Genomic DNA, 18,067 nt, shown 5'->3' with positions numbered 1-18,067 from the left:
GCTTCCCCGGCGGCGTCGCGCGCGGGCACGACGGCGGCAAGCTCCTCGGCGAGCCGACCGGCCAGGCGGGTCAGCTCCTCACGCCGGGCGGCGGCCTCCGTCTGCTCGCGGCGGGTGCGGTCGAGGTCGCGGCGGAGCGTCTCCAGGCGTTGCGCCTCCAGCCTTCGGTCCGCCTCCAGCCCACGCACCGCTTCGAGGTGCTCGTTGAGCGCCGTCTGCCGGGCCGAGAGCGCCTGCTCCCGCTCGACGTGCCGGGTGCGAAGCGCCTCGAGGTCGGCCTCGGCCTGCGCGAGACGGGCGTTGTGCGCCTCCAGCCGATCGCCGAGGTTCTGCCGCTCGCTCGCAAGCGTCTGCGCCTGCGCGGTGAGCCGCTCATATTCGGCCTGCGCCAGCGCCAGCTCCAGCGCGCGAAGCCGCGTCTCATACCCTTTGAACCGTTCCGCCTTCGCCGCCTGCCGCTTCAGGCTTCGGACGCGCTTCTCGAGCTCCTCGACGAGGTCGCGCAGGCGCGTCAGATCGACCTGCGTGCCGTCGAGCTTCCGGAGCGTCTGCGCCCGACGCATCTTGTACTTCGTGATGCCCGCCGCCTCCTCGAAGAGATGTCGCCGGTCGTGCGCGTTCTCCGAGAGGATGTCGTCGATCATCTTCAGTTCGATGACCGAATACGCCCCGGCGCCCATGCCCGTGTCCATGAAGAGGTCGGTGATGTCCCGAAGGCGGCACGGCACGCCGTTGAGCAGATATTCCGACTCACCGGAGCGGTAGAGCCGCCGCCCGAGCGTCACCTCGGTATACTCGGTCGGGAGCACGCCGCGCGTGTTCTCGATGGTCAGGAGCACTTCCGCCATTCCGAGCGGCCGCCGCTTCGCCGCGCCGTTGAAGATGACGTTTTCCATCTTCGACGAGCGAAGGATGCGCGCCCGCTGTTCGCCGATCACCCATCGCACCGCATCGACGATGTTCGACTTGCCGCACCCGTTCGGCCCCACCACCACCGTGATGCCGGGCGCAAAATCCACCACCGTCCGCGTGGCGAAGCTCTTGAAACCGTGGAGTTCGAGTCTGCTGAGATACATCGATAGAAGCCTTCGATCACGCGGAGCGCCCCGGGGACGCCGTCTCCCGTCCGTGAAAATGCGTCCAATTAACGCCGACGTCAGAGACCCCTCTAATTAAAACGCTTGAATGCCGTTTTGCAAACGATGTTTTCCACGTTCATCCACAATGTGCAATTATTCATATATGACACTATTTTTTAAATATTTACACTTTATATATACATCCGAACCACCCGAGCGAAACCGTTATTGGGTCCGTCCTTGCCCCTCCGCAGGCCAGTGAACCTCTCTCACGAACCTGCGTACGGAACCCTGCGGAAGCCGCTAAAAGCACCGGGCCGAAACGTAGTCGAAAATCCGTAAGGTTTCCCCGGCTTGTCTTAGTATTCGGCCTCGCCAAAGCGTCCTTTCCGGAATTCTTCAACTTATTGCGCTGCCGGCAGTATTCACGCAGCCCCTGTTCCGTTCCCAATAATCTATTGAGAGGCCTATGCACATGCGCGCTACGATCCTTTTTTTAACGGTTCTGGCGTGGACGCACCTCGACGTTCAGGCACAGATCAGCTTCACCCGCACCGACATTGAATCCCAGATCGGCAAGGCGGTGGAGTTCACCAGCTACCACACCCTTTCCGGGCAGGAAACCGCCATCCAGGCGCTCATTGACCTGACGGGCGAAAACCGGACGTGGGACTTCACCACGCTCGCGTATGACGCCGACCCCGACAGTTCGATCACGGAAACGTTTCTCGCCCTGCCGGACGACACCGTTCCCGCCTCGGACGATCCCCGCGTCGCCGACGCCACGTACGTCGTCAAAGGGGTGGACGACAGCGGAGAGTACTACATTTTTTTCGGCGTGACCGACACCGAGCACAACGGATACGGCATATGGGCCATCGAGAATGGAGAGACCTTCGACGGTCTTTATGATCAGCCCCTGCTGGAAAACCCGTTCCCGCTGACCTTCGGCGTGACGTGGACGGGCGAGACGACGTGGTCGCAGACCGCGCAAGGCGTCACGATCAACATCCATCAGCAACAGGACGGCGATGCGAACGGATGGGGCACGCTCATCACGCCCGCCGGGACCGAAGCGGCCCTCCGGTACGAGCTGGACATCACGACCGAAAGCACGATCCCCGGTGTGCCCACTCCGTTCACGACGAACTCTCGGGTGATCAACTTCGTGACAAAGAGCGGTATAGGCGCGAGCATCACGATCACGACGGACCCGCTCACCAACCTGGAAGTCGTCACGGCCTCGTACAGCTTCGAGGGCACGGGCGGCACGGGAGCCCCGCCCGCCGCCGTCACGCTCACCGCGCCGGAGGACGGAGCGATGGACGTGCCTACCGAGGTTACCCTCTCGTGGAATGCCGCCGACGGCGCGGACACCTATGACGCGCAGGTGGCCACCGACGACGCCTTCACCGGCCTCGTCGCCGACGAAACCGGGCTGACGGCGACCAGCCTCACGGTCAGCGGCCTGGCCAACAATACGACGTATTTCTGGCGTGTGCGCGGCGAGAACAACGCCGGCGCCGGGCCGTGGTCGGAAACGCGCAGTTTCACGACGGCAAGCGGCGTCGCCGTCGAAGCGCTCGACGCGGAACTCCCGCGGGCGTTCGCGCTCCATCAGAACTACCCCAACCCCTTCAATCCGACGACGACGCTCCGCTTCGACCTGCCGGAGACGGCCTTCGTCTCGCTCACGATCTACGACATGCTCGGGCGCATGGTGACGAACCTCGTCGGCGAGACGCTCGCGCCCGGGCGGTATGAATACGCCTGGAGCGCCGAAGGGCTGCCGGGGGGCATCTACGTCTACCGGATCGAGGCCGGCGCCTTCCGCGACGCGGGCACGATGGTGCTGCTCAAGTAGAGGTGGCCCGCCGAAAAAACGAAAGCCGCCGGGCGTCTCCATGCGTCCGGCGGCTTTTTTTGTGCGCACCGTTCGCCCGCGCTCAAACGAGCCGGTCGCCCGCCCGCAGTTCGTAGCCCCGGAGGAAATCCGAGGCGGGGAGGCGTCGGTGGCCCTGTCGTTGAAGCGCCACGATCTCGACGGCGCCTTCGCCGCAGGCCACCACGAGGCGGTCGTCCGCGCGCAGGACGACGCCCGGTTCGCCCGCGCCCGCGGCGAGTTTCGTGCGGTAGACCTTGAGGACCGTCTCGCCGTGCATCGTCCACGCGCCGGGATGCGGCGAGAGGCCGCGCACGTGGTTGTGCACCTCGGCGGCGGGCCTCTCCCACGGGATGCGGCAGTCCTCCCTGAAAATCTTCGGCGCAGGCGTGGCGAGGCGGTCGTCCTGCGGAATGGGGTGCGCCTCTCCGGCCTCGATCAGCCGCACCGTTTCGAGGACCGCCTCCGCACCGAGTTCCTTCATGCGGTCGTGCACCTCGCCCGTCGTCTCGTCCGGGCCGATCGGCATGCGTTTCCTGAGGATCACGTTGCCCGTGTCCACTTTCTCCTTGAGGAAGAACGTGGTCACGCCGGTCTCCGTCTCTCCCGCCATGACGGCGCGGTGGATGGGGGCGGCGCCCCGGTATTTCGGCAGAAGCGAGCCGTGGAGGTTGAACGCGCCGAGGCGGGCCGCCGTGAAGACGGCGGGCGGCAGGATGCGAAAGGCCACCACCACGATGAGGTCCGGCTTCAGCGCGGCGACGGCCTCGGCGAAGGCGGGATCCTTCACCGACTCGGGCTGAAGGATCGTCTCGATGCCGAGGCGCTCGGCGGCGGCCTTCACGGGCGTCGGCGTCAGTTTGCGCCCCCGCCCGCGCGGGCGATCCGGCCCGGTGACGACGGCCACCGGCTTGTATCCGTGCGCCGCCAGCCGCTCCAGCGACGGCACGGCAAACTCCGGCGTTCCCATAAACACGATGCGCATGGCTTTTCCGCGATTGGTTGGCTTCGTCCGTTCCGCTGCAAGTTCTCCATTGGCGCTCCGAAGCGCAAGCCGCGCTCCGCACGGTTGAGCGCGCGCCAAAAGAAAGGGACGCCTCGTGCGGAAGCGTCCCCCCAAAAAGAGCCGGCGGTTCGGGCGTCAGTGGATGCGGGTGCGTTCGTCGTAGATGGGCACCAGCAGCCGGTAGTCGCCCAGCCCGGTCTCGTCGATGAAGATGAAGCGGCGGCCGATGCGCCAGTAATACCAGACCTCGTACGGTTTGGCGTTGAAGCTGAAGGGATGCCGCTCGACGTCGTCCGGCTCACCGAAGCGCACCATCACGAAGCCCCGGTCCGTCTGCCAGCCTTTGTCCCTCGAGGTGCGGGTATACCGCTCATTGGCGTATGCGACGCGGTAATAATACTCCTCCATCCGCTCATTGCGCTTGGTGCCGGGCGTGGGGTCGCGCTTTTTCCAGAACGCCATGAACCGGCGGTAGCGCTCGCCCTCCGTCTTGCCCTCACGAATGTACTTCACCTCCTTTTTCTTGGCGATGTAGGCCAGTTGATCGATGGCCTCGTCGATGTTCGTGAGGTGCTCGTACAATCCGGTCCATTGCGCGGTGAACGTCTTGGAGGCCGTGTCGAGCACGTTTCCTTCGGCGTCCTCGACGCGCACGAGCACTTCGTAGACCCCCGCCTTGCCGTCTTCGAGCGGAAGGTCCACGATGAACTGATTGGTGCGTCCCTCCAGCGGCGACGAATCGACCTTTTCGTAGACCACCTCGCTCGGTCCGTCGTCTCCGGCGGTCTCGAAGACCTGTTGCAACGCCGACACCCCGCCGTCTTTTTCTCGACGGATGACCTGATGCGAGATGGTCACGGGCAGGCTCTGTTCGGCATAGACCTCGTAAAAGATCTTGACCTGCAGATCGTTGGTGCCGATCCGGTTGCTGACCAGCGGCTTGATCTCGTATCGATCCGCGTCGTAGGAGTCGAGCAGGCTCACGTCGCTCACGGCGACCGGCTTGTTCAGGTCGCGCACGATGAGCGGCAGTTCACGGACGAAGACCTGGTTGGACTGCTTGTCCTCGATCTGCACGTCGAGCACGTAGCGCCCCGGCGACAGGCTCACCGTCTGCATCGTGAAGTCGACGAACTCCTCTTCCTGCGTTGCGGAATAGGTGGGAGCGACCACCTTGCCGTCCCACAGGCGCGTCAGCACCACGTTGCTCTTGCGCGCTTTCGCGTCGATCTCGCTCACCTCCGCCGACACCTCGTAGCGCGCCGTAAACCCGCTCGGAGTGCTGATGAAGGACAGACGCGGGTACGGGATGCGGGTGTAGATCTCGACCTGCGTCTCGTGCGTAATGGCCGCGTCGCGCTTGCAGAGGTAATCGACGTCGAACTCCGGCACGGCTTCCTGCGCCCGGAGGTCCGGCGTCCACGCCAGCATCATTCCCAGCGCCAACAGCACACACGCGCCCCACCGGCTTCTCTTTTCACTGTAACCCTGTGCCATACAGCCTTCTCATCGAATAGACGACAACCCGCATCGAGCAGATAAATAGGATCGAGCAGATAAATTAGGGCGGATTCCGAACGTTAATATCGGTCAGATGCGTGCCTCGTTCCGGGCAACCACAGCCGATGGTTGATTTATCTCCGTGAATGGTATCACACGCTTTCCGAACGGGTCCTCACGACCGGTCCGCCTGATTTCTCATTGAAACAGGGCATCGACGAAGCGTTTTCGGTCGAACACCTGCAGGTCGTCGATCCGCTCGCCGACGCCTATATATTTTACGGGAATCTGGAACTCGTTGGAAATGCCAATCACGATGCCCCCCTTGGCCGTGCCGTCGAGTTTGGTGAGCACGAGTCCGGTCACTTCGACGCTGTTGGTGAACTCTTCCGCCTGTCGGATGGCGTTTTGCCCGGTGGAGGCGTCGAGCACGAGCAGCACCTCGTGCGGCGCGCCTTCGACCTGCCGGCTCATCACGCGTTTGATCTTCGCGAGTTCGTCCATCAGCCCGCCCTTCGTGTGGAGGCGGCCCGCCGTGTCGATGAGCACGACGTCGACGTCGCGGCTCCGGGCGGCGGCCAGCGTGTCGAAGGCGACGGCGGCAGGATCGGCGCCGTGCCCCTGCTTGATGATCTCCACCCCGGCGCGCTCGGCCCAGATGTCGAGTTGTTCGGTGGCGGCGGCCCGGAACGTGTCGGCGGCGCCGAGGAGCACCTTCTTGCCCGCCTGCCGGTACCGATGCGCGATCTTGCCGATGGTCGTCGTCTTGCCGACGCCGTTGACGCCGACGACCATGATGACGTACGGTTTGTGCGGCAACGGCGCTTCGAAGTCGGCGGGACGGTCGGGGGCGTGGGCCAGCATCAGGCGCGCCACCTCGTCTCGAATGATGGCGTTGAGTTCGCTCGTCGAGACGTACTTGTCCCGTTGCACGCGCGCCTGCACGGCGTCGATGATGTCGAGCGTCGTCTTGACGCCCACGTCGCTGGTGACGAGCGCCTCCTCGAGTTCGTCGAGCACCTCGTCGTCGACCGTGTCCTTGCCGCGCACGAGGCGATTGAGCTTGCCGAAGAAGCTCGTCCGCGTCTTTTCGAGACCGGCCTCCAGCCGGCCCTGCTCTTCCACCGTCGTCTCTTTCTTGAGCCGGTCGAAAATGCCCATGTATTTTCGCTTTGGGGGTTGTCGGTTCGGAGAACGCACGCGTTCTCAGTGAAGCACGCCTTCGTTATAGTCGTGATAGCTGGAGAAGGTGTTCGCGTGATGGCTGGCGATGCGGCCGTCCATGTCGAAGAGGTAGGCGATGAGCGCGGCGCGGACCCACATGCCGTTGCGCGCCTGCCGGAAGTACATGGCGCGGGGATCCTGGTCGATCTCCGGAGGGATCTCCTCGTTGCGCGGGAAGGGATGCATGATGGCGGCATATTCCTTCATCCGCCGGAGCAGCCCTTCGCTCAGTTGAAACTTCGAGTAGTCCAGCGTCTCGAAGAAGGCCGCTTCCTCGGGCGAGTTGTGCTCGCTCTGGATGCGCGTCATGTAGAGCAGGTCGAGCGTTCCGATGACCTCGGCGAGGTCGTTGCTTTCGAAGACCCTCACGCCCCGGCTCTTGAGCATGTCCAGAAATTCCGGCGAGGGTTTGAGCGTGGGATGATCGGGCGCGATGAAGTACATCGTCACGTCTTCGTAGCGGGTAAGCAACTTGGCCAGGGAACGCACCGTGCGGCCTCGCCCGATGTCCCCGCAAAAGCCGTACACCTTGCGGTCCGGCCCGCGCCCCTTTTCGTTGAGATCCGGGTATTTCTTCCGGAGGTCGTCGAAACGGTTCCAGACGGAGGAGTCGCGCTTCGACTTGAACTCGAAGACACGCTGGATGGTGTAGATGTCGAGGAGGGCCTGCGTGGGATGCTCATCGGCCCCCGCGCCGCCGTTGATGACGGGCACGCTGCGCTGGTTGAAGGTGTCGAGGTCGTTCATCAGATAGGCGCAGCACTCGGCCAGGCTGGGAATCTTGCTCCGCATGATGAGCAGGTCGAAGTAGCTGCTGAACATCCGCACCGAGTCGAGCGGCGACTCGCCCTTGTATTCGGACGAGAGGCTCGGGTCTCGGATCTCGGCGACCTTGAGGCCGAGCAGTTGACACGCCCGCATGAACGAGAGAAACGTGCGGGTGGAAGCCTGCGTGAAGTAGAGCATCGCTCCTTTGTGAGGCAGCAGGCCGGACAGGAACCGGTGTCCTTCCTTGGTCCGGGCGATCTCCTTGATCATCGTCGCGATCCGGCCGAGGTGATCGAGCAGGCCGCGGTCAAACTGTTCGGACAAGATGACGTGCTTGAGCCGCTCGTTCCGCTCGAACTCCGGTATCTTCATCATGACGGGCCGGTTCAGGCGGGATTCGAATTCGTGAAAGGGCATCGCGCTTCGCATTTGGGTGCTTGAAAGACGGCAGGGAGAGGCGCTCCGATGGCGTCGGTGGGCCGTGCCTGTCTCGCAGGGACGTTCGAGTTTATGACAAAGGACGCTCCGATCGTTCCACGGCTAACCGACCGGGTCCACTTCTTCTTCGCGCCGCGCTTCGGCGGCCCGGCCCGCCGCGGCGTACAGATCGAGTTGAGGCTTCGGGGCGCGGCGCAGGCGTACGTAGTGCACGACGTAGCGCAGGAAGGAGTAGACGAGCAGGGTCGTCGCCGTCCAGATGCAGAACCGCAGAACGGGCGGGTCGGCGTGGAGCAGGGCCGCCAGCGCCGTGACCGCCACCGCCGTGACGGCGATCTTGCCCCACCACATGCTCATGACCACGAAGCCGGTCTTTCGGCCCAGCATGATGCCGCCGAGCACGATCAGCGCGTCGCGCACGAGCACCAGCGCCACAAACCACGCGGGCAGGCTGCCCCGGAGCGCCAGCGCCAGGATCACCAGCCCCCCGCCGATCTTGTCGGCCAGCGGATCGAGCACCTTGCCCCAGTCGGACACCGTGTGCGACCAGCGCGCCACACGCCCATCGAAATAGTCGGTGGTCACCGCCAGCAAAAACAGGGCAAAGATCCACAGGAGCGACCCGTCGATCAGCACCAGGTACGCGATCGGCAGCGCCAGCACCAGGCGGAACAGACTCATCATGTTGGGAACGGTCCAGAACCGCCCCAGGTCAGGCCAGCTTCCCTTCTCCTTCGCGCTTTTCTCGGGCATTGCGCTTCTTTTTAAGCCTCAACTAACGAATAATCACGGGCGCAGGCAAGATACGCACCAGCGCCGCATTGGTTTATCGTCTCGATAGCTTCTTCACAGCGCGGCCGGCGACGCAGACCGTCACCGGGCGTCTCCCTTCGCGCCGACGTGGAAGGCGAGGGCCGTCCCGGGCGGCAGCGCGAGCGTCGCGGTTCCGTCCGGGCGCACGGTCACCGTCGGGCCGGTGCAGCCTCTGCCGTCCGCGCGGCGCTCGCCCGCGATCACGTCGCAATAGACGCCCGGCGCCATGCCCGTGGCCAGCGTGGTTTCGAGCGCCGTCTCGCTCCGGTTGAGCGCGAAGAAGCCGCGCCCGCCGCGCCCGAAGGCGATCTGCCCGGGCGCGCCCGTCCACACGTGGTCGACGGAGCGGACCGGAGCCGCAGCCTCGTAGAAGCCCACCATCCCGGCGACGGCCGCGCGCCGGTGCTCGCACTGCCACCGCGCGCCGCCGCAATCCACCGTGCCGTCCGGGCGATGCACCCGCAGAATGTTGAAGTCCGCATCGGCGGGCGGCCCCTGCGCCTCGTCCGTGAAAGCATAGCTCGACATCACGCGCGGACGCCCGTACGGATACGCCAGCATGAAAGCCACGGCCAGATCGTAGAGCGGGCCGTCTCTGTGCGTGACGACGTGCGCGCCGCCGTGTCGCTGCGTGTCATGGTTGTCGATGAAGACGAGCGCCTCGGCGTCCGGCACGAAGACGCCCTCCGCCCAGATCGACTGCGGGCCGAAGAGCCGGTCGAGGCGACCGGAGCGGAAAAGCTCGCCCACCCGTTGGCCGTACCGAAACTCGGTCACGTCGCCGAGGGGAAAATAGGGCGGCGCCCATCGCAGCGTATCCGCATCGTCGACCACCTCCTGATACACGTACAGCGGCCCGTCGAGGCGGTCGAGGATGGCGCGGATGTCTTCGGGGGCGATGTGCTTGGCCGCATCGATGCGGATGCCGGAGACGCCCAGACGGATGAGGTCGTTCAGATAGGCCGCCAGCCGGGCGCGCACCTGCTCCTTCTCGGTGGCCAGATCGGCCAGGTTGACCAGCTCGCACAGGCGCACCTGCGCCGGATCGTTGAAATCCCGGATGTCGTCGTTCTCCGTCAGCCCGCAGTGGTGGAAGTCGTCGTAGTCATACAGGCCGGGATAGTGGTATTCGGAGAACGTGGAGCCGGCGGTGCCGCGCCCGCTGTAGACGCCCGTCATGTGGTTGAGGATGGCGTCCACGTAGACGTCGACGCCGGCGGCCCGGCATCGCGCCGTCATGTCTGCGAAGGCGGCGCGGTCGCCGCTGCGGTTCTCGAAGCGATAGCTGACGGGCTGATAGCGCTCCCACCACGGACGCGGCGGATCCTCGACGACGGCGTTCTCCGTGGGCGGCGACACCTGCACGGCCCGGTAGCCTTTCGGGCCGAGGAACGTCTCGCACTCGGCCGCCACGTCGGGCCACGTCCACTCGAAGAGCTGCACGATCACCCCGTCGGCGTCGACGACCGTCGGAGGCGCGGCGAGCGTCGAGGCCGAACCCGGCCCCGTGCCCGGCGCGCCGGGATCACAGCCGATCCCAAAGATCAGGACAAGAGCAAGCAACGTTGCCGAAGAGGAGCGTAAGCGCATGGCGTTTATACGAAAAAGTGAGCAGGTTCAAACGTTTCAACGCCCCGGCGTTCCAACGCGGCCACGCATCTTCGTTCAGTCGTGGTCGCGCACGAGCAACCACGCCGCGGCCGAGACCGCCAGCGTGGCAGCACAGATGGCGAAGATGAGTCCCTTGTCTTCAGCCTGTCCCACGGCCTCGCCCACGCCCAGGCTCGCCACGAGCTGCGGCAGCACCACCGACAGGTTGAACAGCCCCATGTACAGCCCCATCTTCGCCTGATCCACCTTCTGCGACATGATGGCGAAGGGCAGGCTGACCGTCGCCGCCCAGCCGATGCCGATGACGGCCATGAGCACGTAGATCATGAACGGCGTCACGTGGATGAAGGCGAAGCCCGCATAGCCGAGCGCCATCAACCCGAGCGCGAGCGCGTGCGTCTTCACCCGCCCGATGCGCTCCGTGAGCGGCTCCAGCAACAACACCGGCAAGAGCGCTCCCACAGCGTTGAGCACCAGAAAACTGACCGACACCACCCGCCCCATTTCGACGTCCGTGAGCGAGGGCAGCTTGTCCTGCACGTATGCGAACATGTACACGAACATCGTCTGCACGCCGATCCACGTGAACGAGTGCGCGGCGAGCACCTTCTTGAACCCGATCTCTCCCGCCTCCTCCGGGGTCTTGTCCGCCTCCGACTTCGTCAGCGCCTCCACGACGAGCGCCAGCGTCAGCCCCGCGCAGAAGTACTCGAAGTAATGGTTGCTCACCTCGAGGTCGGTCACGCGAAGCGTCATCGCATAGACGGCATAGAGCAGGAAGCCCCACAGCGGCCGGATGCTGTTGAGCACGTCGAGGAAGGAGGACGCCCGCGCCGCTTCCGTGTCGTCTTCCTCGTTGCGAAGCGTGCGCGGCTCCTCGATGAACAGGGTGGGGACGACGGAGAAGAGGAAAACCAGCACCGCGCCCGAGTAGATGAGCACGTAGTTGTCCCAGATCGCCCCGATGGCATAGGCCATCACGCCGAACGAGCCGGAGATGGTCTGCATCCACGTGTAGCCTTTCGTGCGGCTGACCCCTTCCGGCGTCACGTCGGCGATGAGCGAGCGGGTAGGATTGAAGCTTACGTTGATCGCCAGATCGAGCGTCAGCGCCACGGCGATGGCCACGCCGAGGATGCCCTCGATGCCCATGGCCGAGGAGATGACGTCGATGTTCGGAAGGGCCAGCAACATCAGCGAGGCCAGCACGCCGCCGATCACGATGAAGGGCCGCCGTCGCCCGCCCCAGAACCACACGTTGTCGCTGATGACGCCTATGATGACCTGCCCCAGGATGCCCGCAATCGGCCCTGCCGCCCATACCAGCCCTACGTCTTCGATGGCCAGCCCGTATTTGGTGCTGAGGATCCAACTCAACGCCGAGATCTGCACCGAAAGCGCAAAGCCCATCGCCGTGGCAGGCAGGCTGAGCAGAACATAGAAAGCGTTGGTGAGCCGCTTCTGTATCGCAAGCATGGGCAAGGGCGTTGAGGTGTGTGGGTGTTCGGGGTGTATGGGTAAGCGCTCCATGACGGCGAACGCACGCGAGCCCCATCGCTCTATTCGAGGCCGGTTTTGTGGAAGACGACGCCCGTGCGCGCGGGGATCTCGATGCGGACGGTCCCGCCGTCGCGGGTGAGGCTCACCTTGCCGGGGGGGCCGGTGGTGGCAAAGATGGGCGCGAGGCCCTCCCCCGCCCCGAGCCTGAGCGTCGCATACGGCGCCTCGATCGTCCCCGCGTCGTCGCTTCGGTTGAGCACCACCACGAGCATCTCGTCCTCGTGCGACCGCGCAAAGGCCAGCATCTGCGCCGCATCGTCGGCGGCGAGCGTGCGGAAGTCGCCGCGCCGAAGCGAGGGGTGCGACCGCCGCAGGTGAATGATGGCGCGGTAATAGTCGAACAAACGTTCGTCGAAAACAACCGGGTCCGGCGTGCGCGGGCGTCCGAGCGGGTCGGCGGCCTGCGGGTCGTACGTCAGATCCGGCCAGACCATCGGCATGCGGTCGTCGGGGTCGTCCGCGCCCCACATGCCCGCCTCGTCGCCGTAATACACCATCGGCGCGCCGACGTACGTCATCTGAAAGAGCGCCACGAGCCGCTGAAGGTCGCGTTCGCGAGCGTTCGGCTTCCGCACGAGGTAGCCGGGGTCGCCGCGCGGCGAGGCCCGTTCGCCCACGTCATAGTCGAACTTCTCGGGCGCGGCATACGCCTCATACCGCCCGGCGTTGACGATCATCGAGGGCAGGCGCTCGGTGTCGTGCGAGTCGATGAGGTTTTGCGCGGCGTAGCGGCGGGCGGAGTCGAAGGCTTCCCGGCGCACGTCGAGCATGCGGGCGAAGTCCGAGGCGGGCAGCGTCCCGTCGATGAGAAACCCTTTCACGGGGAAGGCGAAGCCGTGATAGTTCATCGTGGCCGAGAAGCCGCCCGCGTCGAGGAACGTGCTCGCCTCCTCCCACACTTCGCTCACCGTGTACGCCGCCGCGTTGAGCCGCCGGACGTGCGCGTTCCAGTCCGCCCAGAAGCCCACCGGCACCTCGTTCGCCACGTCGAGCCGCCACCCGTCGATGCCGTCGGACGGGTCGCCGTCGCCGTTCGGGTCCATCCACCGGGCCGTGGCGTCGAAGATGTACTTCTTCGGACCGGGGGCGAGGTCCGTGCCGTCGGCATTGTCGGCGAAGACGGGCAACGTCTTCACCCCCCACCATCCCTCATAGTCGAATTCGTCCTCGGGCGTGGCCGGGTCGTCAAAGGCTTTGACGATGTACCAGTCCCGATACGGCGAGTTTTGCTGATTTTTGCGGAGGTCGGCGAAGGCGAAGAAGTCGCGCCCGGTGTGGTTGAAGACGCCGTCGATGATGAGGCGGAGCCCCCGGGCATGGGCCTCGGAGACGAGACGGAGGAAGAGGCTGTCGGCGGCGGTCCAGCGCCAGGTGGCGGGATCGTTCGTCTCGGTGGCGATGAGGGCCAGATCCCCCGCCGGGTCGGGGCCGAAGTACGGGTCGATGTGATGATACGTATTGCCGTCGTACTTGTGGAGCGAGCGCGCCCAGAAGACCGGGTTGAAATAGAGGGCCGTCACGCCGAGGTCGCGGAGGTAGTCGAGGCGGTCGAGCACGCCCTGCAGGTCGCCGCCGTAGCGCCGGTGGAAGACGGTGTCGTAAAAGTGATCGCTCATCTGCTTTTCCCACGGCGCGCGGGCGTACCAGTCGGCCGTCCATCGCATCACGCGCCAGCTCTCCGGCGCGCGCTCGGGAAACTCGATGGAGGCGCGCACCGGGTCGTTCGCCGGATCGCCGTTGGCGAAGCGTTCGGGGAAGATCTGATACCACACCGCGTCGGCGGCCCACGCGGGCACGGCGTCGGAGACGGCAGGCGGCGGCCCCGGATGCGGCGCGCCGCATCCGGCAAAGAAAGCGCCCGAGGCGCAAACGAGGGCAAAGACGATGGGGAGGCGTTTCATAGTTCGTATTTCGTTGATTCGTCGGCGCGCTCAAACAGCCAAACGCCCCCTCATTTCACGAGCACCATCGTCCTCGTCTCCACCCGGCCCGCGGCCCGGAGGCGATAAAGATACGTCCCGCTCGGCAGACGCGCGCCGTCGAACACGGCGGTATGCGGCCCGGCGGCGCGGAAGCCGTCCACGAGCACGGCCACGCGTCGCCCGAGGAGGTCGAACACGTCGAGGCGCACCGGACCGGCCTCGGGCACGGCATACCGGATCGTCGTCACGGGGTTGAAGGGGTTCGGGTAGTTCGGTTCGAGGCGGAAGGCGAACGGCGTCTCCGCTCCGCCCGTTTCGACGCCCACGTACACCGCTCCGAAGGGCAGCTCGGGCAGCTCGGGCACGGTGAAGCCGGGAGCGTCCGAGGTGATGTACACCACGGTCTCGTACGGCGGGATCGTGGTGGTAAACGTCCCGGTGGTCGTCGCCATCGTGTCGGCGAAGATGTCATAATACGGCGTCGGCCCGTCGGTCGACATCCGCACGGCCGCGCTCGGGTTGAGCGTCACGGTCTGCGGCGCGCTCGAAAAGTTGATCGCCACCACGGCGTTCGCGTCTTCGAGCGGGCGCACGTAGCCGTAGACGCTCTTGATGGTGTGGATGGTGATGAGCTCCTGCGTGCCGAAGGCTTCGAACTGCCGCCGGGCGTGGATGAGGCGCTGATAGGCGCGGGCGAAGCGGCCGTTTTCCGGCGTCTCCCACTGCACGGGCACGCGCCGCTCGTCCCCCGGCACGTCGCCGAAGCCGACCTCCTGCCCGTGATAGACCATCGGCACGCCCGTCGTCGTCAGGAGGAAGCCGGTGAGCGGGAGGATGCGGTCCGGGATGGCGGCCTGCACCTTGGCGATGCGCGTCTCATCATGGTTTTCGAGGAAACGGAAATACCGGGCGTTCGGACCGGGCCAGAAGTCGCCGTTGTGCGCCTGCGCGTCATAGTTCGAGATCGAGCCGTACGCGCCCCGGATGCCGCCGAAGTAGAAGTTCCAGTCATACGCCGCGTCGAGGCCTCCGACGACGGGGCTGCCGTTGTCGTCGTCGGCATAATAGACCTCGGTGCTCGCGCCCGTCCCGGCGATCTCGCCCAGGAGCCAGGCGTCGGGCTTGAGGCGTTTCATGCGCTCGCGGATGGGCCGCCCGAAGCGCTCCGGACCGTACCGCCGCCACGGCCCCCAGTAGACGTCGAAGCGCCACCCGTCGATGTCGAACTCGCGCACCCAGAAGGCGATCACGTCGAGCATCGCCGCCTGCAGGTCGTCGTCGTCCCAGTTGAGGTTGGCCAGGTCGCCGAAGCCGTCGTATTTGCGATAAAGGTTGACGCCGCCCTCCACCTGCCAGATCTCCGGCAGGTTCGCCCCGCGGTTGTCGAGGCCCCGGTCGTGGTTGCTCGGCGTGGTCTGAATGAAGTCCGAGAACACGCCGCCCTCCCGGAGGCTCTCCACCCACGGATGCGCGGGCGAGACGTGGTTCGGCGTGAGGTCGAGGAGGATCTTGAGGCCGAGTTCGTGCGCCCGCTCGACGAGCGCGCGGAAGTCGTCGTTCGTGCCGAGCTTCGGATCGACGTTGAAGAAATCGACGATGTTGTATCCGCCGGAAAGCTGATCCATGAACTGATTGTCCATGATGGGCATGAGCCAGATGGCGTTGAACCCCATCGCGGCGATGTAGTCGAGCTCCTCGCGGATGTCGTCGAATTTGTGGCCGGGGTTCGAGACCGTCCCGGAGCCTTCGGGGCCGAAGGTGAGCGGAAAGATTTCATAGACGACGGCGTTTTTGACCCAGGCGGCGTTCTCCTCGTACCGCATCGCGCGCGCGGCGCCGTCGGCGTCGATGAGGACGGCCACGCGGAGGAAATCCTCCTCGCCGTCGTCGCGGGTGAGGGTCACGTCGAAGTACAGCTCGCCCGGCCCGGCGGCCGTGCCGGAGGCCGTCAGGTCGCCCATCGTCAGGCCATCGACGCCCGTCGTGCTGTTCGCCTCGTCGAAGCTCCACACGGTCGAAAGGTTCGGCGCGAGGTCCGTCGGCGTCAGCGTGACGGTGAAGGCGCGGTCGGCGCCCGTCACGCTCGCCTCGGCGAAGATGCGTTCGAGCGGGTGGAGCCGCCGCGTGAGCACGAGCGTCCCGGAGGCCACCGGCTGCCCCTCGATGACGGCTTCGAGCCGCAAGGCGTTCTCGCCGAGCTCGAGCGCCACTTCCGTCTCCATCACCCCGTCGGCGACGCTCACGAGACCGCGCGCGACGTCGTTGACGAAAAGCGTAGCCTCGGTCAGCGCGGGGTCGACCGTGCCGTCGAAGCGGGTGAGGAAGGCGCGCACGGGGAACGACTCGCGCACCGTCGTGAAGTCCGCCGTCTCCCACGCGATGGGAGCGAAGAGCTCGCCGATCTCCGCCGAGACGCTCCGCCCGCCGGCGTCAAGCGCGGTGATCGAAAACTGCGACCCGGCGCGGACCTCGCTCTCGAGCGGGAAGCGGAAGACGCCCGTCGCGGGGTCGTAAAAATCGAGCCCGTCCGTGCGTTCGACGCCGTTGACGGAGAAGGTGATCTGGGTGAAGGTCTCCGTGCCGAAGAGCCCGGCGGAGAAAGCCTTCACGAAGCCGTCCCCGGAAAGCTCGCCGGCGGGCTGAAAAAGCATCGGATCGGCGACGGTGATTTCCGAGTCGTTGTTCGCGCCGACCGAGACCGGGTTGAGCGGGTCCGTGAGCCACTGGCACTCCGTCCCCGCGCTGTTGAAATGCACCTGAATCTTGTACTGCACCGTCTGCCCGACGCTCAGCGCGACGGTGTGCCGCCAGTACCCGCCGTCGGCTTCGAAGGTCATCTCCGACTCGTCCCCGGCCATGATGCACGAGGCGGTGCCGGGGGCATAGGGCTGCCCCCACCCGTTGAACGAGCCGGGGAGGAACGCCCGCACCGCCGAGGCTTCGCTCTCGAGATAGCGGAACGTCACGTCGAGCGTCTGCGCCCCCGCCTCACCGGCGAAGCACAGAAAAAGCAACCAGAGGAACCATCGAAAAGGTGCGCGCGGCATCATAAATGTTGGGGTCAAGGGCTCGCCTTTCGGCTCGCCGTCATGGGACTCACGGCGTTCGCGAAAGCATTAGAAATCCTCTCCTTGCAAAGGGGAGGTTCCGTTTTTTTCGAGGCGTTCGGTTCGAAAGCACGTTTTCTCTCAAAAAAGACGAGGGGGAGTGGGGCATTGGCCCCGGGCGAGGAGCGCCCTGCGACACGCGGGAAGGAGCATCGCGGGAGGGACGCCGCCATGCCCCCGCGTCTCCCATACATCCCGCACGGAGCGCGCGCGGAGGCTTCGCCGAACACAATCCGGGGCCGACCGCACCGCTTGGATGCCGCCGGCCCCGGTCGCGTCCGTCTCCCGTGCACGATGGCCTATTTGATCAACACCATGCGGCGGGTGATGACCTGGTTCGGCGTTTCGAGGCGGTAGATGTAAAGCCCGCTGGCAAGGTTTCCGGCGTCGAACGTGACGCGGTAGGTTGCCGCCGGCTGCACGCCGTCGACGAGCGTGGCCACCACGCGGCCGAGCACGTCATAGACCCGCACCTTCACGTCCAGCCGCCGGTCGAGGCTGTACTCGAACGTCGTGGACGGGTTGAACGGGTTCGGGAAGTTTTGCTCCAGGCGTATCTGCGTGGGCGTCTCCCCTTCGACGGTCTCGATGCCCGTCACGATGGCCGGGTTCGGCTCGAACGGAAGCTGCGTCTGCTCCGGCTCGAAGGTCTCGTCCGGGAAGACCCAGTCGCTCGGCCAGGTGCCGTCGTCGTTCGGCACGATGAAGCGCGTGCGACGGCGGCCCGGCTCGGAGCCCAGCCCCTGTCCCGGCTCGGTGAAGAACGTTCCGTTCTGCCCATACGTGTACTGATACTGGATGCCGCTGTACGTCGGCCCGAAGATGGTCAGAACGCCGGTATAGACGCCGTCGTCGTCGGGATCGGTGAGCAGCGTGCGACGGTCGACCTGATCGAGCCCCTGCGTGAAGCGCCAGATCGGGTCTCCCAGATCGATGAACACCGAGTCGCCCATCAGCGGATCGAACGGCTGCGCGTCGTTGGCGAGCGCCGGGGCCATGTCCACCGAGAAATGGACGTCAATGGACACACCGTCGGGGATGATGTTCTCCTCGAAGATGTCGTTGAAGCGCTGGTCCGGGAGGAACTGATCTTCGTTCGGATTGCCTTCGAAGACGAACACGCGGTTCGAGCCGGTCGTGGTGATGGGCTCTTCCCA

The 18,067-nt window shown here is 65.5% G+C and carries 12 protein-coding genes; 1 reads left to right on the top strand and 11 read right to left on the bottom strand.

Annotated elements, in window-relative coordinates:
• On the bottom strand, positions 1-1,076 hold a 1,076-nt coding region (locus AC1HIY_RS10765; RefSeq protein WP_479576739.1), incomplete at its 3' end, for a chromosome segregation SMC family protein.
• A gap of 478 nt (positions 1,077-1,554) precedes the next feature.
• Between AC1HIY_RS10765 and AC1HIY_RS10760 the strand changes: the two genes are divergently transcribed.
• A complete protein-coding gene (locus tag AC1HIY_RS10760) occupies positions 1,555-2,943 on the top strand; it encodes a fibronectin type III domain-containing protein (protein WP_479576738.1) in 1,389 nt (462 codons plus the stop codon).
• 82 nt (positions 2,944-3,025) lie between these two features.
• Here the strand turns inward: AC1HIY_RS10760 and fmt are convergent, their stop codons facing one another.
• From fmt to AC1HIY_RS10710, 10 genes are all read right to left on the bottom strand, one after another.
• The gene (gene fmt / locus AC1HIY_RS10755; protein ID WP_479576737.1) at positions 3,026-3,946 is read right to left on the bottom strand and encodes a methionyl-tRNA formyltransferase; all 921 of its coding nucleotides are present in this window, start codon (positions 3,944-3,946) and stop codon (positions 3,026-3,028) included.
• A 156-nt stretch (positions 3,947-4,102) separates the two neighbouring features.
• Positions 4,103-5,464, bottom strand: a complete 1,362-nt coding sequence (locus AC1HIY_RS10750; RefSeq protein WP_479576736.1) for a GWxTD domain-containing protein — start codon at positions 5,462-5,464, stop codon at positions 4,103-4,105.
• A gap of 201 nt (positions 5,465-5,665) precedes the next feature.
• Positions 5,666-6,628, bottom strand: a complete 963-nt coding sequence (gene ftsY / locus AC1HIY_RS10745) for a signal recognition particle-docking protein FtsY (protein ID WP_479576735.1) — start codon at positions 6,626-6,628, stop codon at positions 5,666-5,668.
• Positions 6,629-6,673: 45 nt separating this feature from the next.
• A complete protein-coding gene (locus AC1HIY_RS10740) occupies positions 6,674-7,876 on the bottom strand; it encodes an aspartate/ornithine carbamoyltransferase family protein (protein ID WP_479576734.1) in 1,203 nt (400 codons plus the stop codon).
• A gap of 123 nt (positions 7,877-7,999) precedes the next feature.
• A complete protein-coding gene (locus AC1HIY_RS10735) occupies positions 8,000-8,650 on the bottom strand; it encodes a CDP-alcohol phosphatidyltransferase family protein (RefSeq protein WP_479576733.1) in 651 nt (216 codons plus the stop codon).
• 120 nt (positions 8,651-8,770) lie between these two features.
• Positions 8,771-10,300: an alpha-amylase gene (locus AC1HIY_RS10730; protein WP_479576732.1), complete on the bottom strand. Its 1,530-nt coding sequence runs from the start codon at positions 10,298-10,300 to the stop codon at positions 8,771-8,773.
• Between the two features lie 75 nt (positions 10,301-10,375).
• Complete coding sequence (locus AC1HIY_RS10725) at positions 10,376-11,797, bottom strand: MFS transporter (RefSeq protein ID WP_479576731.1); 1,422 nt, start codon at positions 11,795-11,797, stop codon at positions 10,376-10,378.
• A gap of 83 nt (positions 11,798-11,880) precedes the next feature.
• Positions 11,881-13,782: a glycoside hydrolase family 13 protein gene (locus tag AC1HIY_RS10720; RefSeq protein ID WP_479576730.1), complete on the bottom strand. Its 1,902-nt coding sequence runs from the start codon at positions 13,780-13,782 to the stop codon at positions 11,881-11,883.
• A 50-nt stretch (positions 13,783-13,832) separates the two neighbouring features.
• Complete coding sequence (locus tag AC1HIY_RS10715; RefSeq protein ID WP_479576729.1) at positions 13,833-16,853, bottom strand: alpha-amylase family glycosyl hydrolase; 3,021 nt, start codon at positions 16,851-16,853, stop codon at positions 13,833-13,835.
• 356 nt (positions 16,854-17,209) lie between these two features.
• On the bottom strand, positions 17,210-18,067 hold an 858-nt coding region (locus AC1HIY_RS10710; RefSeq protein WP_479576728.1), incomplete at its 5' end, for a T9SS type A sorting domain-containing protein.

The organism is Rhodocaloribacter sp. (genome assembly GCF_056451265.1).
Note: the sequence above shows the minus strand (reverse complement) of the source record. Positions and strands in the feature narration are given on the sequence as shown.